Consider the following 22,646-nt stretch of genomic DNA (forward strand, 5'->3'; position numbering starts at 1 on the left):
CTAATTATTTCTTTTTTAACCTTAAATTCCAACATGAAATCCTTAAAGGAGAGATATCTATGGTCAGGACTGTAGAAGAGGTAACAAATTATTTAGACGCCGACCAAAATAATATAGCAGATGTACTTTTAGAGCAAGCTATCGTAGAAATGGGCTTAACTTTGAAAGATGAAGAAACCAATAAATATAAAGATCTATTAGTCGCACTCATCAGTCATATTTCCAAAAGTTTAAGGTTAAGTAAATCAGATCGAAAAAAGATAAATTTCTCTTTTGCCATAGACCACTACTCATTGAACAAGGGGTCAACCCAAACAGAACTCATCGATTTATTATGTAATTTTCGATTAGGTTTGTTAAAAGAGATACGAAAGAGGTGTATATCTCAGAAACTTCCGTTAGAGGAAATATTTTTTGTAAACGACCAAGTGGTTTATACTTTTGATGAAATCATACGAAATATCACTAGAATCTCTTCAATAATCACCGAAAAGTCCGTAAAGGCCATTGAAAAGGAAATGTTAGAACTTGCTGCTCCCATTGTTCCCATCAAAAGAGGGGTCGCAGTCTTACCTTTTATTGGCGATTTTAATGAGAATCGGGCTGCTTATATTATGGAGACTGTGATACCTAAGGTAGCGAGATTAGACCTTAACATGTTAATTATAGACTTTTCAGGAATACATGTTTTTGATACCTTCGTTGCTCAGCACTTTTTTCAAATTAGGGATATACTAAAATTGTTGGGAATATCACCTGTTATTACTGGGATAAGACCGGCCTTAGCACAGACAGCTGTACAATTAGGAATCAATATTGCAGATGTACAAGCGTACAGCAACGTTCAGCAAGTCTTGGAAAAGAAGAAATAGTTGTAATCTTAATTGACATGGCACCGCTGGTAAACAACACACTTTACCCTGTGCTTCCATAGTATATTTGAAGATAAATCTGTAGTGCCCCCTTTACTTACGATATTATATTTTTACTCATCTTGTTGAATTTCAAAATATAAAAATACGATAACCAACTATAAATTTTCTAATGCTTGTTTCAAATTAGCAAAGTACCTTGTTTTTCCAACATCTATGCCACTTTGAACAATAATCTGTGCCAATTGAGGAGTCATTCCAGTTATTATAATTTCTATATCTAACAACTCTAACACCATGCCAAGTTGACTAAGGGAATGGGTAAATTCTATATCCAGCGTTAAAACCCCCGAATAATCTACAATTAGATGCCTTACTTGCATATCAACAATCTTTGGAAGTACTTTATTACCAAGATAGGCAATCCTATACTCATCAAAAGTTCCAATTAGAGGCACAATGGCAACTCCCTCTTTAATTGGAACAACAGGAGCTGACAGCTCTGCTAATTCCTTTTGGGCTTCTTTTTTATGCTTATCCGAAAGCTCTTCAAAGGCAAGTACAGTTTCATTTAGACTTAAGTCAAAAATTTTATTTACTTGTTTTATTACTGAGGCATTTTCTTTTAGTGAAAGCTCATATTGAATACTAAGCTTTGTAATTAAGTCATTTAAAACTTCTCTTGTAGGAGAATAACGGAGTACGATCTCCGAAATTCGACCGCCTACCTGGGATTGTGCATTTTTCTTACTCCATTCCAAGATAATGTCTGGTACTCCTAGATAATCTTTTTCAACAACAGAGCCTCCCAGAAAACCGAAAAGTTCTTCATACATTTTAATTGCCTGATCTTTTTCTGTATTAGAAATTTTTAGGTCCAAACTAGAGAGAACGGCCTCAACAACTTCTATAGCAAGTGAATCCGCATTTTCAGCGAAATGTTTACCTATCTTTTTTAATGTTTTAGACATTCCCGACACCCTTTGTCTTTTATATAATAATAAGAGTAAAAATTAAAAAAGCACACTACTTTCAAACCCTATTGAAAATGAAATAATGTTCTCCATAATGGCTCATCCCAGGATAAAAAATATTTAAAGCATCAACACCACGTTTATTGAGAGGATATAAACGTTCCTTGGTGTCCTTTTAAGATGCTTTTAAATTTTCTAGCAAACTAGTCACAGCTTTACTAATATCAAAGAATAACAACCCTAAATTAATTTATTCCAATCAAGTCTCGTTCTTCTGTGTTTCAAGGATTTTTTGTATATTTAACTTTTAAAATTCTTTTGCACCAGATTCTTAAATGTCTTTTTGTGCTTGCCTTAAGGATGGAATATTAGCTCATCCTTCATGATCGGGGTCTTCGAATTGAACTCCATCATCATCTCAAAAACAAATTTCATTTATAAAGTAGGTACCTGGTGGTTTTCTTGACTAATGTTTTATAACCTCAATAAGGAGTCCTTAGTCTTATTCTGCTCATTAGCACAATTCAGTCCTATACTATGCTATTCTGTTTCATTACCTAAATACTCCCCCGGCTTATTTTAGTCTCTAATCCGATTACCATAGTGAATATGCCAGTGCATATGCTTGTTGCTTTGATATTCCCCAATGTTAGTGGAAACCGTACATGCACCAAACTTAGTATTCATTTTCGCAGCAACTTCCTGTATAGCTCCAAAGATTTCCTCCATTACTTTCTTTTCTTCTTGTTGAACAGTTATTATAGATAAGATATGCTTTTTCGGTATTACTACAATATGTTCTTCATAAAAAGGACGAGTATGATAAAAAGCAAGTACATTGTCCGTTTCTAAAACCTTTTTCACAGGTGTATTTCCACTTAAAACCTCATCACAATAAAAATCTTCATATTGATTCCACACTATCATTAACCTCCATTAATCTTGATTCTTTTTAGATATTCTACATGTTGCCAAAGACATCCTTCTTCAACAAACCGCCAGTTTTCCATCCAGGAAACAGAGCTAACGCACCCTTTAGTTAAGAAGGAATATTTGTATAATCCTCCCTTTAGTAAAATCCACTTTTAATTGCTAAAAAAAATAAACAAAGTGCCATTTCTGTTTAATAGAAATTGGCACTTTGTTTATTCGCTATACGTTATCGTGCCGCTTGTGGCGGTTGACATATGTCACATTTACGTTGGTTATTATTTTTAAATTTCGTAAAAGTTTTTTCAAAGTTGCTGCCACATGCACATTTAAATAGTAACTTTTGAGAAAAACCGTGATATTCCGTTGTTAGCAACTTACTTTCCGAATTGTTCTCAACAAATTCGTTAATTTTACCAATTGTCCATCGTTTATTCATTCTCTTACACCTCCATATTTTATCGCTATGCGGAGGCTTTTGTTGGCATCCGTTCAATTACAAGTAAAAGTCGTAATTTTACTAATTTCCTTATTATAACATGAGCTGGCACTCAATTAAACAGATGGAAGGTATCTTATTAAACTAATCAGCTACTTTGATCTTTGTTTTTTGTTCATTATACCCTTGCTATATGTATTGCTTTTGCTTCTGCTAGCTGACCTGATTGAGGTTTAACCAATCACTATTTATGGTCTGTATCCATAGGCAAAAGAAAAAAAGAAACTAAATATCAAGAATAGAATAGCCGTCGGAATTAAGCTCAATAAAATAAGTATCTTAGCCATTTTCGAATGAACACTGTTAAACCATTTGTAGTAAATGAAGATTAAGATACCAACCAAAGGTAAAAAAAGATACCTTGTTATAGTGTCAACCCATTCTGAATTCTTATCCCAATATTTATCAGGAACAGGAAGAACATCTTCATATTCCTTATTGATTTTGTTCTTAACTTTGATAAAAAAATAGGAAACTACCAAATAATAAGCAGCAATTATGCTTTTAACCCACCAAAATAAATATTTATTGAAAAACACGATGATAAAAATTAGAGCTAACGTTACGAAAAATCCTGTATATTGCTGCAATAAATTCTACCTCCTACTTAAACAGCTCTAGCGATTAATCTGGATAAATGACCAACTTAAAAGAAATCCTTTCTTCAAAAACCGTACCCGTTAGTTTTAGAAGAAGGATTGATAATGCTTCTAATGAGCAGTATATTCGTCCAGTGGCATAGTCTATAGAATAAAATCCTCGTATATGGATTTAAATGTTGTCCTTTATTAAAGGAGAGTGATTGCGTGACTTGGTTAATTGTTGCTGTTGTCAGTATTTTGGTACTCGCCCTTTTTATTGATTGGACACGTAAGAGAATTAATAACAATCCCCATAAACCAATAACTCCTAACGCTAAGCCTGGTGAGGATACCAATCATACGATGGGTGATAACCGTTATTCGGGTGGAGGGCAATAAAGCTAGTAAAAATTGCAAGCATCTTTAGAGACCTTTATTGAGGTCTCTTTTGTTCTGTTAAGAACCAAATACAGCGTTGTTTCTACTAATCACTTACCTGCCATTTAGTGAAAAAAAAGGGGGCTGTTGCAGCAGCCCCGGTTTTATTAAACTTATCATTCCAGTCGGCAAGCTGGCTTTCCAAGGGCAGATAAAAGTTGCTCAAGCATTCTTCTAAACCGCAGCATCGCTGAGACCTTCATCCTGCAGCACCTTCTCGGCCTTCAGCTTTTTTTTATAAACAAAATTGGAAAGAGAGATACTGATCTCATAAAGAGCCAGCAAGGGTATAATGACCAAAATATCAGATATAAAATCCGGCGGTGTAATGAGAATGGAGACGACTATTAAAGCAAAATAAGAAATTTTCCTTGCTTTTACCAGCCTTTCTGGATGAATAACGCCCAGTCTTGTTAAAAACATAACGACGACCGGCATTTCAAATAAAAATCCAAAAGGCAGGGTTATGTTGATCATAAACCCAAAATATTTTTCGGCAGTAAAGAATGTTTCGAATTGACCGGCAGTTAGATTTGTTAAAAATCCCAGTACAATAGGAAACAACACAAAATAGCCAAATGATATTCCCAAAATGAATAACAAAAATAATGCCGGGATAAATCGGAGTGTTACCTTTCGCTCTTCGCTGTTGAGGGCAGGCGCAACAAACCTCCATGTTTGAAATGCCCCGACCGGAATAGCAGCTGCCAGAGCACATACTCCAGATAATGTCATATAAACCCATAAAATATCACTCGGACCTAAGATTGCGAGCTTTCCATTTAAATCCCTGACTAACCATGCATAGATATCCTGGACAAAAATAAACGCGCAAAGGAGGGAGAAGATAAACGCACATAATGTTTTAATGATGCGCTGGCGGAGTTCGTCTAAATGTTCTATGAGGTGGATATCTTTGTTTTGCATTCTAATACCTCCAGTTAAGTAGTCCAGCAGAAGTGGTTCAAAAGAGTCTAATTAAAAGAAGATGTAAGCTTGACTCCACTTACATCTTAAGCTTGAAGTTTAAACTGTCTTTTTGCCTTTTTCTAGAAATCCTTCTGCCTTTTGTTCATCATCTGATACTAAGTCACGTGTTGATTTTTTGAACTCTTTTAATGTGGAACCAACGGCACGGCCTAATTCAGGCAATTTGGAAGGGCCGAAAATGATTAGTGCAATCACAAGAACAAGAATCAATCCAGGAATTCCAATGTTTTGAAGCATGACATTACCTCCTATGTAATTTTTTAATGCAGGGTACACTCCAATCCATTAAGACCCATAGCGAGTGCATCAGGTGGTGATATCCCGATGTAGATTCCTACGCGCGTGAACACCTGATCTCAAGATTGATTATAGTGAAGGATAGACCAAATGTTAATTAAGCCAGTGTAAAAAATAGTAAATAAATTATTAATTTTGAGAAAGATAGTATCCCAGTTTCTATGGAGTAAACGAGCGTCACACTATGGAATGTTTATGGATTACGTAAATAGTCGGACCCCTTTTTCCTTTTTCCTTTTTCTATTCAGTCTATTCTAAATCATTTTACAATTTCTTCACGAACTTTAACCCAGCCGTTACAAAACTTGGATTTAAACTTAATATTTTCAATTTAATATGAGAATTGTTAAAAATAACTGACGAGGAGATAAACGACCAAATGGAAAATCTAACAACTAAAAATGGCTTTAACAGACGCGACTTTTTAAAAGCTGGAGGAATGAGCACACTTGCCCTGACACTCGGCTCTACTGGGATTCTGTCAATCGGTTCCACGGTAAAGGCAGACGCTTCCAATAATCCAGCCAGCGGGGCTGGCGGATATGGTCCTTTAGTTCCTGATCCCAATGGAATTATGGATCTTCCCAAAGGTTTTCATTACAAAATTATCTCTGAAGAAGGCGGCCAGTTGACAAATGGAACAGCTATTCCAGGTGCATTTGATGGGATGGCAGCTTTCGAGGGTCCAAAAAATACTACTATCCTTGTCCGCAATCACGAATTGTCCTCAGGTGCAGAACATCCGGTAGTTGGGAGAAACCCTTATGATCCGGCCGCAGCAGGCGGCACAACTACACTAGTTATTGATAATGCCCGTAACGTAATTAAAGAATATGTAACATCTTCAGGAACAATCAGAAACTGCGCTGGAGGAGCGACTCTTTGGGGCACATGGCTGACATGTGAAGAAACCCGTACTGCGACACACGGGTATGTTTTTGAAGTTGACCCGCAGGACCCGGAAAACGAGATGTCAAGAACTCCTATTAAGGATATGGGCCGCTTCTCCCATGAGGCATGCGCCATTGACCCGGCGACAGGATATGTGTATTTGACAGAGGATGCAACGCCTAGCTATCTGTATCGCTTTATCCCAAATGACACCACCCAGAAACCGGGTGCCTTGCAAAAAGGCGGGAAATTGTATGCGGCTGCCATAGAGGAGATCTCTTCCCCTTCGGCGAGCACGTTCAAAACCGGACAAAAAATAGGAATTGTGTGGAAGGAATTGAATCCCGAATTATGTCGGGAGGATGCTAAAGCACAAGGCTGCATAGAGTTCAAAAAGCTTGAAGGAGCGTTTTTCCAAGCGGGCGTGTTCTGGTTTGACGACAGCTCTGCCGGCGCAAAAAACCTCGGACGCATTTACCGCTACATACCGTCAACAAATACATTGGAGCTTTTCTACGAAGCAACAGATGCACAAAAAATGGAATCTCCGGATAATATTTGCATGACGCCATGGGGCGATCTTTGGTTCGCTGAAGATGGATCTGGAAACGATAGAATTATGGGGATCACTCCAGAAGGCGAGATCTACCCTTTTGCCAGCAACCGTCTCAGCGGATCTGAATTGGCAGGTCCTATTTTCTCACCTGACGGAAAGACCCTTTTTGTTAATATTCAAAGCCCTGGGAAAACCTTTGCCATCTGGGGTCCATTCGCACGCAGCAACTCAGCCCGTGCTAGGGAAATGTCATACGCGACACCTTCAAAACACTTCGCACCACAGGTTTCGGACAAGCTTGTTAAATTTGCTGAAAACCAGGGCATTTCTGTTCTTGAAGCAGCTGCATTTGAGCGCCATGGTTTAAAGATTTAATTAAACACAGGGAGGGTTTTTCTACTTACAATTATGAAGCAGAAAAAACCTCCCTGAAGAAGTTTAATAGGTATTTTTATTCCTCCGGTATTTACATAATAAAGGTTCTAATGTTTCATTTACTATAAGGCTGGAAGAATTAAATTGTAAAACCGAGCTTTGCAGATTTAAGTGATTTATTCTTTGGTCTCCATTTAGTACGAATATGGTTTGGTAGTGTAAAATATTTATCAAATAATGTTTTATTTCAACTATCATGAAAATAGACTTCGTTTGTGTAATAGACCAGGAAAACGCAGTTCCGCCTATAAATCATATCATTACCCAGAAAATAGTTAGTTTGATTTAGCTGTTATCTGGTAACACTCAAACCTGTTTTTCTTTTATCTGTTCACGGATCCTTTGAAGTTCTTCTAAAGACAGCTCACCTAGAGATTCTCTAATTTCTTCCTCAATTAGGTTTCTGTTGCTTTCTTGATATTGATCCCACCATTCTCGAAGACCTTCCGTCTTATCCAAAATGTATTCGATATCTATCTCTTCTACTTCATCATCTGACAGATAATCCAATACTGATGCTAACATACTAGCCAGGTTACCGATTTCATCCTTGTTTTGTGGATTATTTGCCAATTGAACAACTTTTTCATTATCCGCCGCTTCATTGGTTTGTGCAGGCTTTCGTGGCATCGTTTCGCTCCTTACTCATCTTATTAATATACCTTTTAGTATTACCATTAAAAATGAATCGATTAAATTGACTCCGAATTTGTAATATTAATTTGGGCTGGATGTGTCGGACTGAAGACTATTTTTTGTTTTGGTATTATACAGCTGTTTCTTCAACTAATGCACCCTTTAGTTTAAGTACATATTGGAATGGTTAGACATAGTTGAAATCGAAAAAGCATGAGGCAGATAAAATCCGTCTCATGCTTTATTCATTTCGTTAGTCTTTATCAGATACAAAACTAACAATTAAATTATTTTCTTCCATGAAGAATTACATAGATTTTATGTTTTTTAATTTGATTAGTACAAACTCAAATGCCAATACCATTTATTGTTAATAGTATCTAATTCTTCTAATAATATTCTTTCTATTCTTTCACTAACTGCCAGTAAGTGGGACAACAAACAATGACTGCCGAAGTTGCCATTGTTCTTAAACAAACGCACCCGTTTCAAAGACTTTATAATCCATATAAATAATCTTGAGATCTACTGAAGGTATATATTTAGACCCTGAATTGAACTGGCCTTTTGTCTTTGAGTGATATATAAAATAGCTTTGGAGCAATGAGAATTTTTTGCATAATAAAATAGATAGTTTTCTTAGGAAAATGGCCTGCAACAGGAGAGTATTATGAGGGATTTATTAGGTTATTTTCTTATAGCTCAGGCAATTATAACTATCGGACCACCCGATAGTTGAAAAATAAAATTATTTAATCAGAATAATTACTCTTGCAGTTGATTTAAAACCAGTTTCAATACATTGTTCTGTGACAAATCATTAGTCAAAATTGTTTCTCCCTCCACGCCAAGATAATCATTTGGATTCCACCAGGCACGTAAAGAATCTTCTCCAAATTCCACCTTTTTCGAACGAGAGTTATGACGTATAACTGTTTCTTCAAAGGATAAATCAAAATAATATGTATATGCCTTACCGTTATATAAGCAGATTAAGTTATTCAGCATTTCACCATAGAGGTTTTTATTTAAAATTCCTTCCAGAATGACATATTCACACTTACCTTTACCGTATTCGGTAATTTGACGAATCAAATTAATTGAAAGGTTCCCTTCTCTATCGTGAACCTTCAACATTTCACGACGAACATTATCCTGAGAAACCAAGAGGTTCCCTCTTCCAAATTGGTTTTGAAGACTTTTTGCGATCGTCGTTTTTCCACTGCCAGAGTTACCTCGAATAATAATTAGCTTAGATTCCACAGTCCGCCCCCCTACGTCTCCTAATTGGTATATAATCTTCTATTGTTTAAAACAACATTATCTTACCTTTGATTCTTTCAATATAGAACTAACGCACCCGCAAATCAGTACGGAGAAATTACACAAGCTATAGTAACTACCAGACAAAATAAAAGCTGATAATACTGTTTATGCCTAAGTCATTTTCTTATTAAACTTCTTCATGGACTTCCCCCTGCTTTGTCTTTTATATCAATAATCAATGACGCCCTATAAATTTTCGAATTAGCAATGCATTCCTCTAATAAATAAGCCGTTTTCTTCAATTATTTCCTTACAAATTTCAAAGTTCCCTGAAGTCTTACAATAAATTGGAAGGGATAAGTCGTAATTCCCGATTATGACTGTCTCCAGAGAAGGAAAGAAGAAGTTTGTAAAAAACACTTCATGTATGGACAGGTTCGCAAAAAATTTTAGGGCTTCCTCATCTTCTATTTTGTAAATTCCTTTATTGGTGGAAAACCATTTTCTGAAATGACTTGCCTCTGTTTTATTTAAGGAGCTTAATTTTTGTTTGATCTCGCTCTTACTGAACTCTTTTTTATTCAGAAGCACATACACATCACTATTATGAAAAAGTTGCATAAAGGCACTTATGAATCTAGGACCATTTGTTTTATTGTGCTGCGGAAATTGTAAGAGAGTTGATGCCTCTTGCTCCGTAAGAACACGATCATACACATCTATAATTCCGCCATAAGGATATAGTGTTTCTGGTTCTTCTAATAATTGTGTATTAAATTTTTTAAATATAGAATGAAGCTTATCCACTTCTTCATTCGCCGCTAATATTATTCTCATATCATACCCCGTATAGTGTTAATCGTTAACTATAGTTTAGCATCTTCAAGGGATACTGTCGTACATCCTTTTAGCACCCATAAATAAGCGCCGGAGCAACACCGCTTACTCAAGTATGTCTGGGTTACACACTCATTCTGTTCGGTTAAGACAACAAAAAAACACCTTAAAAAGGTGCTTACTAGTTATATATCCTTTTAAAATAATGAATCATCATCATGTTAAATATAACCTCAACAATAATGGATATAATAATATCGATTAAATTGGTTTCTTCCATTGAATGATAAGGTGCGAAGAAAAGGATGTAAGAGTACCCAACGATATTCATTCCGATGGAAAGTAAGGTTGTCCTTAGAAAGATTGGAATCGTCAAACTAAAGAAAGGCAGAAAGAAGTCTTTTTTGTGCCCCTTTTTGTGAATCTGAAACAATATATAAATTCCTACCGCATTGATGGCAAGAAAGCAAATCAAATCGATCAAATCGTATGTATTCATCGTAGATGGGCTTATCACTATGGAAAACGACAATATAGTCAAAGCTGTCAATATCCAAAATGTAATTTGATAATTCTTCTTTTGTTTCTCGCTGAGCGTATTTTCACGTAATGCAGTAACTAGTGCGTTAATATTCCAGATATACATGATGGACCCCTTTTACTATTAATCTCCTGATTAAGTATAGAGAATAACAAATTTTATTTCTATTATTAATTTTTGGAAGTGAAAACTACATCAAGAAAAGGACCAACTCGATCCTTTTCCAAACTTCCTCCACTTTCCAAGCCCTCACATACATATCAGTATTTCATTTATATAATGAACCCCTTTCGCCGCCTTATTTATGGCACAAAGTATGTAACTTGGTAGAAGTAAAAATGGCTGCAGAAGCAGCCATTTCTTCTTCAACTTACGCATCCGTTACCCACCGATGAATCGCACAAACCAGTAATTCACCACAGAGAATGAAAATAGGCGGGGCAGAGGATACTGTTTTAGTGCTGGAGCAGAAGGTCTTTGAACTATGGTGCCTAGAGCCCAATCGTTAGTCTGACGGGAGCGGCCACGCTATACCACCCAGTTTATATCTAACTTCATGAGGCCCAGCCTTTTATAAAAACTAGTTTTTCCGGGTCAATATTTCTGCCTTTTTTCAGTTTTTATTTTCATGGGAAGAAAAAGCAACTGTTTCTAAAAAGGGGACAGTTGCTTTTTGTATTCCAATATTTAATTGCCGCCTCCGCCGAACCCACCAAAGTGGTCGTTCTTAGCATTGTGTAATACACTCTCAGTATAAGTCTGCTGTGCACTTGAAGCGTTCTTGATTCCTTTATCAACATCTGGCAAATGTGAATTGCCTTTCTTATGAATGTAATTAGCAATTCCCGTAACCCCAAATACAGCAGCTAGAAAACCTACAATCCATAACCAGAACATAATGCTCGCTCCTTTTCAGCTATAAAGTGTTTATTTTACTTTTCTTGTAATATCCGATTCGGTTAGAACAAATAATTTCACACAATATCGTATGCAGCTGGTCGATGACGGGCAATTAAACCTGGTATACTAGCTCCTTCATACTTTCATAAACCCCGCTCCTTTATATATCTAATATCCCTTACATTTAACTCCTTCTTTACTCTCCTCAATTAATTTTGGTTTTTGTGTAATATAACTATTATTCGTTAACAACATCATCAGTTCCTTCTTCAACAAGACTGCCTGATCTCTAGTCTGCCCATGAAGAATTCTTTTGCGAATGGATGGAGAGCCCAGATTATTACCCTAGCTATTTCTACCTTTATTTTATTCGCCTCTCTTAAAAGGTTGGGATAGTTATATTTCTTTTTATATTACCCACGTGTAACTGTTGTTTTCACTGGAGTGCAGCTTGTTGAACTAACCTGCTATGTTAGATGAACAACAAAAAGGGCTGCCGCAGCAGCCAGTGTTCTTCAACTAACGCACCCGTTAATTGAATAATTTTGTTGTCTTTTATTGTCATCGTAAAAAGAAAAGACAGGAATAATGAACACTATTTATCCTTGAGTGTCTTCGTCATTTTTGTATTCTAAAATGTCTCCAGGCTGACATTCTAAAGCCTTACAAATCGCCTCTAAAGTTGATAATCGAATTGCTTTCGCCTTTCCATTTTTCAAAATAGAAAGGTTAGCCATTGTTATTCCAACCCTCTCCGAAAGTTCTGTTACGCTCATTTTCCTTTTAGCCAGCATCACATCAATATTGATTATAATCGCCATTGTTTTCACCTCAGACCGTTAAATCATTTTCTGATTTTATATTAATCGCTTCTTGCAAAAGTTTCTGGAGAACAGCAGCAAAGACTGCGATAACCATTGAAGCAAAAATAAAGAGCATTCCAATCAATATGACACCTGGGGCGTCGTCTAACTCCGCAAAGATATAGAAGAATGGCATACCAACCACAAATAAGCCACTGATTGTGATTGCACAATATTTTATATTTTTTAGTGCTATTACAGATATTTCCGAGAATGCTTTGTTCTTGTCAATATAACTTAAAAGTTTAAAAGCCTGATACAATGCAACGAAAAACGGTATCGCCGCTACATACATAACTATTACAATACCATATAGTACATAAGCGAACTCCGAATTACTTTCTCCTGCGTCTTTAACTATCATAGGCAACCCATATACACATAAAGCAAAAACTGGAGCTCCAATCAGAAAAACAGCTATTTTTAAAAAGATTGTTGAACCTCGTTTCATAAAAAGCACCTCTCTTATTTATTGTTCTTTTTGATTTTAACACGCTATTTATCGTTTTACAATAAAATGTTATTGTCCTTTATTATATTATTATTGTTGTAAAAATATCCTTTAAATTTCAGACAAATATAAAAAGCATTCCTTTACAAAGAAATGCCCAGAGTGTAGACAAAATCAATTTCAAACAAACTTTGTCGCGAAAAATGAGGTTTGTCAATTTATTTCTTGTATATATGGTGGCTTTTCTAAAGTTAAGCACTATATATTGAGGGTTAAATATTATTAAAGGCTGTTTTCGCATAGATTGTTGCTTTTTTGACCATAATAATAGAGTATTGATATAATGCGGTCTGGAGGCGTTCAAATAATGTGGTTAGATGTTTACGAACAGGTTGGCGAATTAACTGAATTGGAACGGGTAGCATTGTTTAATGCGATGAAACAAGACCTTTTTCCAGATGAACCTAGTAAAATTACAAAACTGTTGAAAGATATTCGTGAAAACCGTTTTGCATCTGGAATGGCTTGTGTTCATTGTGGAAGCACTGCTGTTAAGCGTAACGGCAAATATAAGACACGCCAACGGTATCTATGTAAGGATTGTGGTAAAACCTTCAACGATATGACTAACACTCCATTTTCAGGCTCAAGATACCCTGAAAAATGGGTGAAGTATATGGAAATGATGGTGGAGGGTTATACCTTACCTAAAATCGCTAAACGCCTAAAAATCCACATCTCCACTGCTTTCTATTGGAGACATAAAATTCTGAACGCGTTACGCTCATTAGATTTCAATCAACTTCAAGGTATTGTTGAAAGTGACGAAACTTTCTTTCGTGAGTCTATGAAAGGGAAAGTGGTAACACATCGAAAGCCTAAGAAACGTAAGACTCCAGATGAAAAGAGAGGGATTTCTGACCTTAAAATTGCCGTTGTTGTAGCACAAGACCGTAATAACAATATTATTGCAGTGAAAGCTGGAACTGGGCGTGTTAAAGCAGAAGAAATTGACGCTGCTATCGGGAAATATATAGACCCGAAATCTTTGCTGTGCACAGATACAGCGACGAATTATAAGAAGTTCGCCAAACTAAAAGGATTACAACACGAACCCATCAATGAACACCAAAAGCAACGTGTAAAGAAGGGAATTTTTCACGTTCAGAACGTAAATAACTTCCATAGTCGATTGAAAACCTGGATTAGAAGGTTTCAAGGTGTAGCAACCAAATATCTTGATAACTACCTGTACTGGTTTCGATGGCTTGAATTAGACAAGCATTTATCCTATGAAAAACAAGTGGAGCAAATGCTTATTTCGGCGTGCCGGAAATCAAACAAAACAACAGTGGAATTATTAAGGTCAAATTAAAAAAGGACCACCCGATTGATGGCCCCACATACTTTCTAATGGGGTTGCTATTTTGACATCAGGACACCTGGTAATTTCTCGTATTTAAATAAAATTAACTTAGGCGTAAGTTGTACCTCTTTGGTCTTTTTGTATCCAAATTTCTCGTAAAAATAGTGATTACGAAAACTTAAATAAGGGGTATACAAAGTCCATAATTTCACATTTGGAAATTGTTCTTCTAGAAACTGAATAGCGGCAGTACCAACTCCTTTATTTTGATATAAAGGAGAAATGAACACTTTATCAATGTGCATACGTTCATTATTACCTCTTACATCAATTGCACCGATAACTGTTTCTCCGTCCAAAATTGTAAAGTGATAATATTTTTTTATATTTTCCGCTAACTTCTCAAATGTTTCACAAGCTGGATTAGTTTCAAAGTCCTCATATTTTTCCAAGTCCTCTTGAAACGATGCTTTTTGAATTGGAAGTAAAATATCTATATCTTCCATTGTTGATTTTCTGAATACCAACGACATAATATATCCTCCTAAAGCCCTTCTGTTTCTACCATTATATGTTATTTTTGAGATTAATCAACATACCTTCTTAAAAACAACAAACTTTACGAAAACAGCCTTATTAAAAAATAGCTGTCGACTTTGTCGACAGCCTGAGCATTCCTTTACAAAGAAATGCCCTTTAATTTTAAACTATTCAATTTTTATAACTTGTTCAACTAACCTGACCATTAATTTAACAACAAAAAGATCCGACACAACAGCACTATCCTTATTCAACTAACGTACCCGTTAGCTTAATTGAAAATGATCACAACCTGCTATTTCTCCCAAAGCTCGACCAGTCGACCTTCAGGATCTTTAATCCAAATAAACTTTCCAAATTCACTAATCTCTTTTTTCTTTTCAAGAGGTACACCAATATGTTCAAGATGCTTAATAGTCTCGTTTAGATTATGTACTTTGAAATTTAACATCACTTGTTGTTCTTTTGGAAAATAACTGTCATTCTCGGTAAAGAAAGAAAAGATAGTCTCATTTCCTAATTGGGGTTTAATCACAGTCCCATTCCATTTTTCTATTTCAATCTTCAACACTTCACTGTACCATTTTTTTATAACATCAAGATTCTTAGTTCTCCAAAATATTCCTCCGAAACCTTTTATCATCGTATCTAACTCCTGTCTGTCTTTAAATTTTTAGTTTTTGATTATTGTTAAGTTCCTTCTTCAACTAAACTGCCCTGTTAGTTGAAGAAGGATATATAAGACTGGTACTCAAAACGGCACTAAATTGACAGTAGTTTTGGCACTCTTTTTTAATTGTACAATACTTATTTCCCATCATAAAAATGATGTCAATTGTAATGTCAAAGTAAAAGGAATTCCGAAATTTTTTCCTTATACGATTGGAACAAGGGCTGCTACCCATTTCAAAAAAAACCCAGCAAACTAACAGATATTTCCTGTATAATTAGAATTTTTTCTTCAACTAACGATTGATAAATTGTGGAAAAGAGTGACATAATCATTTTTTTCATCTGGCTTGTCAGGAGATGCAGTAGTCTGAGTCTGTGGTTCTTCGTGAGCGATTCAATCCACCAAACTTTTATGTTTCACAATTCGAGATTAACGTTTCTTCAAAGAATGAACTTGAGCTTAAAATAGAATATGTATTTAGCAAAAAACTGTATAATTTTATTCAGCAAGGCATCCCCTAGTACTTCGTGTCTGAAATTCCATCTAAGACTGCTGAATACATTGGAGTAGCTACTTCGCCTGTACTAAGAGGTAAAGTTATGGATGGTAAAGAAAACGGTAACTATAAGTTCCCTCTATCAGCAAGAATTCCAATTAAAAACAAGCTAAAAAGTTATCAGATTAAAGAAATGAAAAAAGAAATAACTGGATACAACCTATATGTTTTAAATTCCAAAAAAGACATTGAACATGGACTTTGACCCAAATAAGTCTGGAATGCAAGTAATCAATGCAGAGGAGTAAGAAAAAGCAGAGTGACTTACTAGGTCGCTCTGCTTTTTGTTTATAGTAGTCTACCAAAAGACTTATTGACTCGTAAGGAGAGCCGCCTTAGCAGCCCAACCTTATTTAACTAACACACCCGTTAGTTGAACAAAGAAAGTTAATCAATATCTTGAAAATTAATTGGATATAAGGCACGTATTGCATCTACGACGTAACTATCTTAATGTATTTCAAGGATTAGTAGTGTTGAGAGAAGGAAAGATTTTAGAGGGCTCTAGCTATTTTGTTAGAGCCCTTTTTACCTGAATTATCTTCTAGCTATCATCTCGATTTCAACCTGTGCACCAAGAGGTAAGGATGACACACCTATAGTTGTACGAGCAGGATATGGCTCAGAAAATTGTTTAGAATAAACTTCATTCATTGCTGTGAAATTATTCATATCAGTTAAGAATACATTCACTTTTTCAACATTATCAGGAGTTAAACCTGCTGCATCCAATACATTGAAAAGATTCTTAAAACATTGATTGGTCTGTTCAACAATATCACCTTCTACAAGCTTTCCAGTCTGTGAGTCTACTGGGGTTTGCCCAGATAGAAATATTAAATCTCCTGCTTCAATTGCATGTGAGTAAGGACCAACAGCAACAGCACCAGATGCACTAAAAGCCTTTCTTGACATATAAAACTCCTCCTCTAGATATATGGAAAAAAATAGATATATGACGATATTTTAGGTATATGGAATATATAAGCTATAGATATTAATAAAAACAAAGAAAAGGGCTGCATAAGCTGCCACCCTTATTCAACTAACGCAGCCATTAGTAAATAAACTCTCTCGAATTTTTAGGTAGAGACCGCCGTAGCGAGCCTCATCTTTCACTAATGTACCGTTAGCCGTCATTGAGCACAAAATCAATACTGCTCCACAGGGAATAATAACGTTTAGGAAATGTCAATTTAATAATTTAATTCCCATAGCCCCCTCTTTTATTAACGATTGTGTAGGTCCTTTATAAATTGTCGGTTTTTCCAAAACTTAAAGTAAGTATAAAATTACTATCATTAGAGACACAATAATATAATAAATTTACGGTTTTGAAGTACTTCAAAGGGGAGTATCGACAATGGAAACAAAACAGACACTGAGCAACGAATTAAAGTCCTTTATTAAAGAAAACGGGGAAACGTTTGAGGACAAATTGCTTTCCGAAGCAGTAAATGTCTCGGCAAGAATTACTGATATTTTAAGTCAAGGAAATATTGATTTGTTAAAAAATGCTCGGACATTGATTTTTTACGTAGTTGATCAAAAAGATGAAGAGTTAATTGCATTCGCTAAGCAGGAAGGCATCGCTTGGGCGAAGCACGCATTAACACTCGAGTTGAAATTAGAGTGGGTACAAGCGATCAGAAGAACTTTTTGGCATTTTGTAGCTATTCTCGACGAGGAAAAAAATATTACGAATAAACGTGCAGAATTTTACGGAATGGAAAAAAACGTCAACGATCAGATTGACAAGTTCCTTAACAACTTTTTTCTTAACTATACAAAATATAAAGATACAATGTACTATAAACAAAGAGAAATGGTAGAACATTTGTCAGTACCGATTATTCCTGTAAACGATCACGTTTACGTTCTGCCGCTAATTGGGACCGTAGACTCCTACAGGATTGAAATAATTGAAGAAAAGGTTTTAGACGCTATAGCTGATTCAAGAATTCAGACACTGGTTATGGACCTTTCCGGTATTGCCATGATGGAACGAGATGTCATAAATAATCTTGAAAAGATATTGGCTGGGGTTAAAATGATGGGCTGCAAAACGGTTCTTACTGGTCTTCGTCCTGAACTTGTAAGAAAAATGGTGCATTCGGGAGTCCGTTTTGAAGAAGAGGCAGAAACAAAAGGTACACTCCAGGAAACTTTAAAGCAATATCTTTAACTAAACATAAAATGACCGTTTGTAAGCGGTCTTTTTTTGTATCCTCCACTGTCATTAATGTATTTATACTCCTGTTATGAAATCAACTTCTCAACAGTTGATTATTCTCTTCTTTTCTACTCCTAAAAAGTAAGGTATTGCCGGAACATCCCGTTAAAACGTACTCATCTTGGTTGTTCTTATTTTTAATCACTTCGATGGTTTTACACTGATGTGTTTTAATTGTATTATCTCCATAATTGTCTCTTGAAGTATCCCTTGTCACTTCAAGGATCTCTCCATTATAAGAAAGATCACTAATAATTGGGTCTCCTTCTTTTGTGTAGGAGACTACACGTATTTTATCTTCTTTTCCTTTACTTACATTTTGTATAAATTCTTTAAGCTTTTGTTAAATTCCCAATACCATCGTGATGGCTTACTATGTCTGTTTGTGCTGGGCTGAATTGTTCTTCTACATTATCAACTGGGGATTTGGAACAGCCTATTACTAAAATTAGTAACATTACAACTATACTTAAATATCCCTTTCTAAAATTCATAAACCCACTCCTTTCTTACCCTATATCACGTTATGAATAATTATAAGTTTCTACATATCTGTTCTTCACACCTTCCCGGTTGAGGAACAACACAAAAAGGCGGCCTCCGCAGCCAATCCTTCTTGATAAACGCACCCTTTTGTTGAAACCAGCTATTACTTAACCTTTCCTAAAGTTGCTCCTCAAAAAATTGCACCTGACTAAGCATATTAGATTTTTCCTTATGTACAATCCCCATCCACATAAAAAGGCTTGGCAATATAGATAGCCACAACGCATACTTAGTATTTGCAATTACCATCATTGCTGGGTGAAGGGCAGCATTATATAGTATATACATTATCCAGTCCCATCCGTCATTGGTAAAAATAATGAGATACAAACCTATAATGAATCCAATTAGTGATACTAATGAAACTGAGAGTAATGATTTTAGCTTTGATCCTTGAAACCTTAATAATTTTCTACCGAGAATGTAGTAAACAGTTAACCCTATAATTGATACACACAAAAGATAACTATTCATAATTACAGCATTACTCTGATACTTATTAAAGACAAAGTCATAAAAATAATTACCCGACAACCAAATAATAACTCCAGTAAAGATATGAATGAAGAATGCTATTACAGTATTTCTCAACATAGCCGGAATTCACCACTTTCATAATCTCTTAGTATATATTATTCTTCATTAAAAACAATTACTCCTTTTAAAAAATTCTTAGTGCCGAATTCCCCCCATAGGCTGCCTAAGCACACTTCTTCTTGAACTAACGCACCCGTTAGCCATCCATAAATCGTACAGATCAGCGATTCACCACAGAGAATGAAAATGGGCTGTGCAGACTATACTGTTTAATGCTGGAGAAGAAGGTCTATGAACTATGGTGCCTTAGAGCCATCCCGTAAGTCTGACGGGGGCGGCCACGGTGTACCACCGACTGTCGCACCCTAAATCGGTAGCACTCATGGGAGATAAATCCTAATTCTGGTTGTTGCTCCAGTTGCACTTATTTTACTCCAACGAGAAGGGCCTGAATTCAAGCCATGTACAACCAATCTTATATCTAACTTTTATAAGGCCGGTCCTCTTTTTAAAAACTGGTTTTTCTTGTCTATTTTTGTATGCCTTTTTCCAGTTTTTATTTTCATGGGAGTAGTAATAAGAATGATTACCTGTTTTCGCCTATCCATTGAACATACACCCCTTATCCTTCATCCAATCTTTCCCCTTTTCACTTGTTATCTACTTAACAGCACGCAAGCATCAGATTCCTTCAATACCCCGATCCTGGCATAAAAAAGGGTACCTTATCAACCCTCATCATACTCAACTAAGGTACCCGTTAGTTGAGGAAGGACGTTTTTATAACCCAATATCATTCTACTATGCACTTAAAAAGCCAACAGAATAAGTCAACAATTTGTTGTTGTCTTAGATGCTTGTCCAATCGTAAGATCTAAAACTGAATAGTCTAATACATAAGTATTCAGGAGGTGATTTATATGTCTAACGAATTGGGTCGTGGTGAAGTCGGCCGTTTCAATCTTCGTCGCAGGTTCCGTAAACACCTCAATCGTTTTCAACTTCGTCGTAATCTCCGTAAACTCCGCCTTCCGTCATGAGCACCACGGTTTCCATCACTTCTCTTTTCATGTATCAAAATGCTGTTGTAGGTACCTTACAAGACGATTTCAAATTACCAAGTAAAAGGAACGTGGTTCAACTATGCTGTTCCCTATAACACCGAAAAGGCTGCCATAGCAGCCTTTTTTGAACTAACCAACATCTACTTTATTATTGAACCAACAAAAATAAGCTGTCTAAGCAGCGATTCACTCTTCAGGTAACGCACCCGTTAGCCATCCATGCAGCAGAGCTGCACCACAGAGAATGAAAATGGCTAGAATCCTCAATGCTGATACTGTGCTTCCGGTTAAGCCCACCTCTTTTTCTTGACCATGATGAGGGGTAACTTTATTCGTGAGAGAAAATTCGGCACCATTCCGGCACACCTATTTCAAAAGCGATGAAAAATATCAGCAGGTAAACTCTGATTATTTGTTTCAAAGAGGAGTAGAGAAAAAGGGCTTTTAATAAAAGAAAAGGACACGAATTTTGATGTCCTTTAAATTACGTTAAATGCCATGCTCGCACGGATATTTTTGTCGCCCTGCCAGATGAATTCAATCATGTATTCACCTTTTTCAAGATTTTCAAAAGTCACTTCATAATTTTTTTCCCCGCCTGCTGGAATGATCAGGTTCCGGATTGCCTGAGTGGACCTCACATTTTCTGAATATTGCTCAATTTTTTTTCCTTCTTTAATTAGAATGTAATCATAGGAAAATCCGTTTGGAAATTTGAAAGATTGTTCTTTTTCAGTTTGGTTTTTCACGGTAAACGTGAAGGAATTCTTGTTATTTATTAAATCATGTTTACCTTCGGTTATCCTCCCTTCCATGCTACCAGCCACAATACCTGCAGACTGCTCTTTCTTCTCTACAACCGGTTGTTTAAGCGGTTCCTTTTGAGGATCAGAAACCCCTTTTGTCCCACAGGCCGCCATTGCTAAAACCAGACTTAAAAGTAATCCTGCTAACACTGTATATCTCATGATATCCCTCCTTATAGTGCTTAAAATCAGGAAAATTAAAAGCCTTCTAAACAACTATAAAAACGAAGCCAATGAAATACGTTAGGATTCTTTCTTAAGGTTCTACTTTAAACTTTGTATCAATGGGGAAAAGGCTGCCGATACACCGGCTGGATCTTCAACTAACGCACCTTTAGTTTTTAATTCTAGAGTGAAAATGATATTCCTCTATCCCTGCTTCTTTTTTTAAAAAAAATAGACTGCCGAAGCAGTCGTTCTTCCTCAACTAACGCACCTGTTAGTGCAATAAGATTATCGATACGACCCTTCCTACCACCTTAGCCATCCGATTATTCCTATTCCAATGATTGGTAAATAGGCTTTTGTGATAAGTGCATCTGGGAGGCTAATTAACAACCCTATCAAAATTCCTTTTGTCCAACCATACATAGAAAGTACAGTTACTGATATTAAAAAACCAATCGTAAAACGATTAATAAATGAACCAATAATAGCAATAAGTTTATCCTCAAATTTCATCGGTAGCATTATTATTACAGATAATAAACCGAATATTAGACCAGATATAATTCCTAAGAAAATGCTGTTCATTGGTAATAAATATTCTTTCTCTAACTAACACATCAATTGATATGATTCTTTTAATAGAGCTAAAAACTCTTGATCTAGGTCGTCAACACTATAGAATCTAAAATTATTGTGAAGTCTGTTTTTGGATACTTGTTCGATTTTAGTAATCTTCTCGTGTTCAATTTGATGGTTTGTTACTAAATTCAAGTCTAACCATTTCTTTTTTGGATGAACTCCTCCAAAGGAAGATTTATTCAAAAGGTGGATTGAAGTCTTTTTAAACTCAATTTCAAATGGTCCTATTTCTTTCAATAAATCGAGGATTTTTAAGTATATTCCATAAACATTAGATGCCTTATTTGAGAATAATTCATCTTCTGACATATTGTATTCGCCTTCTTTCTCCATAACATATTAGCTTGTATTACCTTTATTTTGCCTCTTTTAACATCATTTTACCATTTTCTTTATTCAACTAAATACTCCCTTAGTGGACTAACAAAAAGGGCCGCCACAGCAGCCCTCTCCTTGTTAAACTAATGCACCCGTTAGCCAATCATGCAGCACTGCTGCACCACAGAATATGAAAATGGGTTTCCTGTCCATACTGATCTTACGGCTAGGAGAGGAAGGTCG

Annotated in this window: 27 protein-coding genes; 6 read left to right on the plus strand and 21 right to left on the minus strand. The window is 35.9% G+C overall.

The features are described 5' to 3' along the window. Window positions 1-59 precede the first annotated feature (59 nt). Entirely contained in the window at window positions 60-872 is an 813-nt protein-coding gene (locus JOC77_RS07790; protein ID WP_204541167.1) for an STAS domain-containing protein, read from the plus strand. Between the two features lie 158 nt (window positions 873-1,030). Here JOC77_RS07790 and JOC77_RS07795 read toward each other — a convergent pair whose 3' ends face one another. From JOC77_RS07795 to JOC77_RS07810, 4 genes are all read right to left on the minus strand, one after another. Then, entirely contained in the window at window positions 1,031-1,843 is an 813-nt protein-coding gene (locus JOC77_RS07795; protein WP_204541169.1) for an STAS domain-containing protein, read from the minus strand. Window positions 1,844-2,425: 582 nt separating this feature from the next. After that, a complete protein-coding gene (locus JOC77_RS07800; RefSeq protein ID WP_377336914.1) occupies window positions 2,426-2,767 on the minus strand; it encodes an HIT domain-containing protein in 342 nt (113 codons plus the stop codon). A 238-nt stretch (window positions 2,768-3,005) separates the two neighbouring features. Further along, entirely contained in the window at window positions 3,006-3,215 is a 210-nt protein-coding gene (locus tag JOC77_RS07805; protein ID WP_204541175.1) for a hypothetical protein, read from the minus strand. 248 nt (window positions 3,216-3,463) lie between these two features. After that, on the minus strand, window positions 3,464-3,865 hold the full coding sequence (locus tag JOC77_RS07810; protein WP_204541178.1) for a hypothetical protein: 402 nt from the start codon (window positions 3,863-3,865) through the stop codon (window positions 3,464-3,466). Between the two features lie 216 nt (window positions 3,866-4,081). On the opposite strand from JOC77_RS07810, the gene JOC77_RS07815 reads away from it, so the two are divergent. Then, on the plus strand, window positions 4,082-4,255 hold the full coding sequence (locus tag JOC77_RS07815) for a hypothetical protein (protein ID WP_204541181.1): 174 nt from the start codon (window positions 4,082-4,084) through the stop codon (window positions 4,253-4,255). A gap of 213 nt (window positions 4,256-4,468) precedes the next feature. Here the strand turns inward: JOC77_RS07815 and tatC are convergent, their stop codons facing one another. Beyond that, entirely contained in the window at window positions 4,469-5,221 is a 753-nt protein-coding gene (gene tatC / locus JOC77_RS07820) for a twin-arginine translocase subunit TatC (RefSeq protein WP_204541184.1), read from the minus strand. Between the two features lie 99 nt (window positions 5,222-5,320). Further along, window positions 5,321-5,521, minus strand: a complete 201-nt coding sequence (locus JOC77_RS07825) for a twin-arginine translocase TatA/TatE family subunit (protein ID WP_204541187.1) — start codon at window positions 5,519-5,521, stop codon at window positions 5,321-5,323. Between the two features lie 439 nt (window positions 5,522-5,960). Between JOC77_RS07825 and JOC77_RS07830 the strand changes: the two genes are divergently transcribed. Continuing rightward, on the plus strand, window positions 5,961-7,403 hold the full coding sequence (locus JOC77_RS07830; RefSeq protein ID WP_204541190.1) for an alkaline phosphatase PhoX: 1,443 nt from the start codon (window positions 5,961-5,963) through the stop codon (window positions 7,401-7,403). Window positions 7,404-7,769: 366 nt separating this feature from the next. Here JOC77_RS07830 and JOC77_RS07835 read toward each other — a convergent pair whose 3' ends face one another. The 7 genes from JOC77_RS07835 to JOC77_RS07865 all read right to left on the minus strand — a co-directional run bounded on the left by JOC77_RS07835 (window position 7,770) and on the right by JOC77_RS07865 (window position 12,957). Continuing rightward, on the minus strand, window positions 7,770-8,093 hold the full coding sequence (locus JOC77_RS07835) for a hypothetical protein (RefSeq protein WP_204541193.1): 324 nt from the start codon (window positions 8,091-8,093) through the stop codon (window positions 7,770-7,772). 771 nt (window positions 8,094-8,864) lie between these two features. Next, a complete protein-coding gene (locus JOC77_RS07840) occupies window positions 8,865-9,362 on the minus strand; it encodes an AAA family ATPase (RefSeq protein WP_204541196.1) in 498 nt (165 codons plus the stop codon). A gap of 264 nt (window positions 9,363-9,626) precedes the next feature. Then, on the minus strand, window positions 9,627-10,202 hold the full coding sequence (locus JOC77_RS07845) for a hypothetical protein (RefSeq protein WP_204541199.1): 576 nt from the start codon (window positions 10,200-10,202) through the stop codon (window positions 9,627-9,629). 181 nt (window positions 10,203-10,383) lie between these two features. After that, window positions 10,384-10,848 carry a hypothetical protein gene (locus tag JOC77_RS07850; RefSeq protein WP_204541202.1) on the minus strand — a complete coding sequence of 155 codons (465 nt, stop codon included), beginning with the start codon at window positions 10,846-10,848 and terminating at the stop codon, window positions 10,384-10,386. Between the two features lie 582 nt (window positions 10,849-11,430). Further along, window positions 11,431-11,640, minus strand: a complete 210-nt coding sequence (locus tag JOC77_RS07855; protein ID WP_204541204.1) for a hypothetical protein — start codon at window positions 11,638-11,640, stop codon at window positions 11,431-11,433. 602 nt (window positions 11,641-12,242) lie between these two features. Beyond that, window positions 12,243-12,464, minus strand: coding sequence for a helix-turn-helix domain-containing protein (locus tag JOC77_RS07860; protein ID WP_204541207.1), 222 nt, complete (start codon window positions 12,462-12,464; stop codon window positions 12,243-12,245). A gap of 10 nt (window positions 12,465-12,474) precedes the next feature. After that, window positions 12,475-12,957 carry a DUF2975 domain-containing protein gene (locus JOC77_RS07865; protein WP_204541210.1) on the minus strand — a complete coding sequence of 161 codons (483 nt, stop codon included), beginning with the start codon at window positions 12,955-12,957 and terminating at the stop codon, window positions 12,475-12,477. A gap of 367 nt (window positions 12,958-13,324) precedes the next feature. On the opposite strand from JOC77_RS07865, the gene JOC77_RS07870 reads away from it, so the two are divergent. After that, window positions 13,325-14,332 carry an IS1595 family transposase gene (locus JOC77_RS07870; RefSeq protein ID WP_204541213.1) on the plus strand — a complete coding sequence of 336 codons (1,008 nt, stop codon included), beginning with the start codon at window positions 13,325-13,327 and terminating at the stop codon, window positions 14,330-14,332. A gap of 47 nt (window positions 14,333-14,379) precedes the next feature. Here the strand turns inward: JOC77_RS07870 and JOC77_RS07875 are convergent, their stop codons facing one another. Both JOC77_RS07875 and JOC77_RS07880 read right to left on the minus strand, forming a co-directional pair. Further along, window positions 14,380-14,856, minus strand: coding sequence for a GNAT family N-acetyltransferase (locus tag JOC77_RS07875; RefSeq protein WP_204541215.1), 477 nt, complete (start codon window positions 14,854-14,856; stop codon window positions 14,380-14,382). A gap of 302 nt (window positions 14,857-15,158) precedes the next feature. Next, window positions 15,159-15,506: a VOC family protein gene (locus tag JOC77_RS07880; protein WP_204541218.1), complete on the minus strand. Its 348-nt coding sequence runs from the start codon at window positions 15,504-15,506 to the stop codon at window positions 15,159-15,161. Window positions 15,507-16,135: 629 nt separating this feature from the next. On the opposite strand from JOC77_RS07880, the gene JOC77_RS07885 reads away from it, so the two are divergent. Beyond that, complete coding sequence (locus tag JOC77_RS07885; protein ID WP_204541221.1) at window positions 16,136-16,297, plus strand: hypothetical protein; 162 nt, start codon at window positions 16,136-16,138, stop codon at window positions 16,295-16,297. A gap of 332 nt (window positions 16,298-16,629) precedes the next feature. Here the strand turns inward: JOC77_RS07885 and JOC77_RS07890 are convergent, their stop codons facing one another. Beyond that, window positions 16,630-17,007, minus strand: coding sequence for a RidA family protein (locus tag JOC77_RS07890; RefSeq protein ID WP_204541224.1), 378 nt, complete (start codon window positions 17,005-17,007; stop codon window positions 16,630-16,632). Window positions 17,008-17,455: 448 nt separating this feature from the next. On the opposite strand from JOC77_RS07890, the gene JOC77_RS07895 reads away from it, so the two are divergent. Further along, window positions 17,456-18,277, plus strand: a complete 822-nt coding sequence (locus JOC77_RS07895; protein ID WP_204541227.1) for an STAS domain-containing protein — start codon at window positions 17,456-17,458, stop codon at window positions 18,275-18,277. A gap of 82 nt (window positions 18,278-18,359) precedes the next feature. Here the strand turns inward: JOC77_RS07895 and JOC77_RS21840 are convergent, their stop codons facing one another. From JOC77_RS21840 to JOC77_RS07920, 5 genes are all read right to left on the minus strand, one after another. Continuing rightward, the gene (locus tag JOC77_RS21840; protein ID WP_204541281.1) at window positions 18,360-18,650 is read right to left on the minus strand and encodes a DUF4362 domain-containing protein; all 291 of its coding nucleotides are present in this window, start codon (window positions 18,648-18,650) and stop codon (window positions 18,360-18,362) included. A gap of 7 nt (window positions 18,651-18,657) precedes the next feature. Next, on the minus strand, window positions 18,658-18,819 hold the full coding sequence (locus JOC77_RS07905) for a hypothetical protein (protein WP_204541230.1): 162 nt from the start codon (window positions 18,817-18,819) through the stop codon (window positions 18,658-18,660). A gap of 169 nt (window positions 18,820-18,988) precedes the next feature. Further along, window positions 18,989-19,465 carry a hypothetical protein gene (locus JOC77_RS07910; RefSeq protein ID WP_204541233.1) on the minus strand — a complete coding sequence of 159 codons (477 nt, stop codon included), beginning with the start codon at window positions 19,463-19,465 and terminating at the stop codon, window positions 18,989-18,991. 1,486 nt (window positions 19,466-20,951) lie between these two features. Beyond that, entirely contained in the window at window positions 20,952-21,440 is a 489-nt protein-coding gene (locus tag JOC77_RS07915) for a BsuPI-related putative proteinase inhibitor (protein ID WP_204541236.1), read from the minus strand. A 615-nt stretch (window positions 21,441-22,055) separates the two neighbouring features. Continuing rightward, window positions 22,056-22,394: a DUF5655 domain-containing protein gene (locus tag JOC77_RS07920; RefSeq protein WP_204541238.1), complete on the minus strand. Its 339-nt coding sequence runs from the start codon at window positions 22,392-22,394 to the stop codon at window positions 22,056-22,058. Between the last annotated feature and the right edge of the window lie 252 nt (window positions 22,395-22,646).

Source organism: Peribacillus deserti, from assembly GCF_016909175.1.
In the GTDB taxonomy this organism is placed as follows: Bacteria; Bacillota; Bacilli; order Bacillales; family DSM-1321; genus Paraperibacillus; species Paraperibacillus deserti.

Bases quoted from the DNA above. Each gene is read 5' to 3' on its own strand.
- JOC77_RS07790 (WP_204541167.1), top strand. From the start codon at position 60: ATGGTCAGGACTGTAGAAGAGGTAACAAATTATTTAGACGCCGACCAA.
- JOC77_RS07795 (WP_204541169.1), bottom strand. From the start codon at position 1,843: ATGTCTAAAACATTAAAAAAGATAGGTAAACATTTCGCTGAAAATGCG.
- JOC77_RS07805 (WP_204541175.1), bottom strand. From the start codon at position 3,215: ATGAATAAACGATGGACAATTGGTAAAATTAACGAATTTGTTGAGAAC.
- tatC (WP_204541184.1), bottom strand. From the start codon at position 5,221: ATGCAAAACAAAGATATCCACCTCATAGAACATTTAGACGAACTCCGC.
- JOC77_RS07825 (WP_204541187.1), bottom strand. From the start codon at position 5,521: ATGCTTCAAAACATTGGAATTCCTGGATTGATTCTTGTTCTTGTGATT.
- JOC77_RS07830 (WP_204541190.1), top strand. From the start codon at position 5,961: ATGGAAAATCTAACAACTAAAAATGGCTTTAACAGACGCGACTTTTTA.
- JOC77_RS07835 (WP_204541193.1), bottom strand. From the start codon at position 8,093: ATGCCACGAAAGCCTGCACAAACCAATGAAGCGGCGGATAATGAAAAA.
- JOC77_RS07845 (WP_204541199.1), bottom strand. From the start codon at position 10,202: ATGAGAATAATATTAGCGGCGAATGAAGAAGTGGATAAGCTTCATTCT.
- JOC77_RS07850 (WP_204541202.1), bottom strand. From the start codon at position 10,848: ATGTATATCTGGAATATTAACGCACTAGTTACTGCATTACGTGAAAAT.
- JOC77_RS07855 (WP_204541204.1), bottom strand. From the start codon at position 11,640: ATGTTCTGGTTATGGATTGTAGGTTTTCTAGCTGCTGTATTTGGGGTT.
- JOC77_RS07860 (WP_204541207.1), bottom strand. From the start codon at position 12,464: ATGGCGATTATAATCAATATTGATGTGATGCTGGCTAAAAGGAAAATG.
- JOC77_RS07865 (WP_204541210.1), bottom strand. From the start codon at position 12,957: ATGAAACGAGGTTCAACAATCTTTTTAAAAATAGCTGTTTTTCTGATT.
- JOC77_RS07870 (WP_204541213.1), top strand. From the start codon at position 13,325: ATGTGGTTAGATGTTTACGAACAGGTTGGCGAATTAACTGAATTGGAA.
- JOC77_RS07875 (WP_204541215.1), bottom strand. From the start codon at position 14,856: ATGTCGTTGGTATTCAGAAAATCAACAATGGAAGATATAGATATTTTA.
- JOC77_RS07880 (WP_204541218.1), bottom strand. From the start codon at position 15,506: ATGATAAAAGGTTTCGGAGGAATATTTTGGAGAACTAAGAATCTTGAT.
- JOC77_RS07885 (WP_204541221.1), top strand. From the start codon at position 16,136: ATGGATGGTAAAGAAAACGGTAACTATAAGTTCCCTCTATCAGCAAGA.
- JOC77_RS07890 (WP_204541224.1), bottom strand. From the start codon at position 17,007: ATGTCAAGAAAGGCTTTTAGTGCATCTGGTGCTGTTGCTGTTGGTCCT.
- JOC77_RS07895 (WP_204541227.1), top strand. From the start codon at position 17,456: ATGGAAACAAAACAGACACTGAGCAACGAATTAAAGTCCTTTATTAAA.
- JOC77_RS07905 (WP_204541230.1), bottom strand. From the start codon at position 18,819: ATGAATTTTAGAAAGGGATATTTAAGTATAGTTGTAATGTTACTAATT.
- JOC77_RS07910 (WP_204541233.1), bottom strand. From the start codon at position 19,465: ATGTTGAGAAATACTGTAATAGCATTCTTCATTCATATCTTTACTGGA.
- JOC77_RS07915 (WP_204541236.1), bottom strand. From the start codon at position 21,440: ATGAGATATACAGTGTTAGCAGGATTACTTTTAAGTCTGGTTTTAGCA.
- JOC77_RS07920 (WP_204541238.1), bottom strand. From the start codon at position 22,394: ATGTCAGAAGATGAATTATTCTCAAATAAGGCATCTAATGTTTATGGA.